Origin of the sequence: Ligilactobacillus animalis KCTC 3501 = DSM 20602 (genome assembly GCF_001434535.1) — a bacterium.
GTDB classification, from domain to species: domain Bacteria; phylum Bacillota; class Bacilli; order Lactobacillales; family Lactobacillaceae; genus Ligilactobacillus; species Ligilactobacillus animalis.
The window spans coordinates 1-323 of sequence record NZ_AYYW01000027.1 but is presented as its reverse complement, the minus strand read 5'-3'; the positions used below and the strand labels follow the sequence as shown (position 1 = coordinate 323).

At 42.7% G+C, this 323-nt stretch carries 1 protein-coding gene; it reads left to right on the top strand.

Translation table 11 applies throughout. The features are described from left to right. Positions 1 to 15: 15 nt before the first annotated feature. Positions 16 to 323 (top strand): mucin-binding protein (locus FC30_RS05100; RefSeq protein WP_420896555.1); only part of this gene is annotated, 308 nt, incomplete at its 3' end.

The following is a 323-nucleotide window of genomic DNA, read 5'->3' as shown; positions in this document are numbered from 1 at the left end:
TACGGTGCTTGGGATATGGACAAAAATACTTTGCCCGAGTACAAAGTAGACCAAGTAGAAAACTATGAACCAAGCCAATCAGTGGTCGAGGCAGTGGTGGTAACGCCAGAAACAGAAAGCTGGACCGTAGATATCTACTACAATGCTAAGATCGCAACAGAAGTAGAACAAAAGATCGTGTTGCGTCGGATCTTAATGCATTTTCCAGATGGTACAGTAAAAGAAGTAACACAACAAGTGACATTCAAACGCGAAGTGAAGACAAACTTGGCCACGGGTGAAAAAGAATACGGTGCTTGGGATATGGACAAAAATACTTTGCC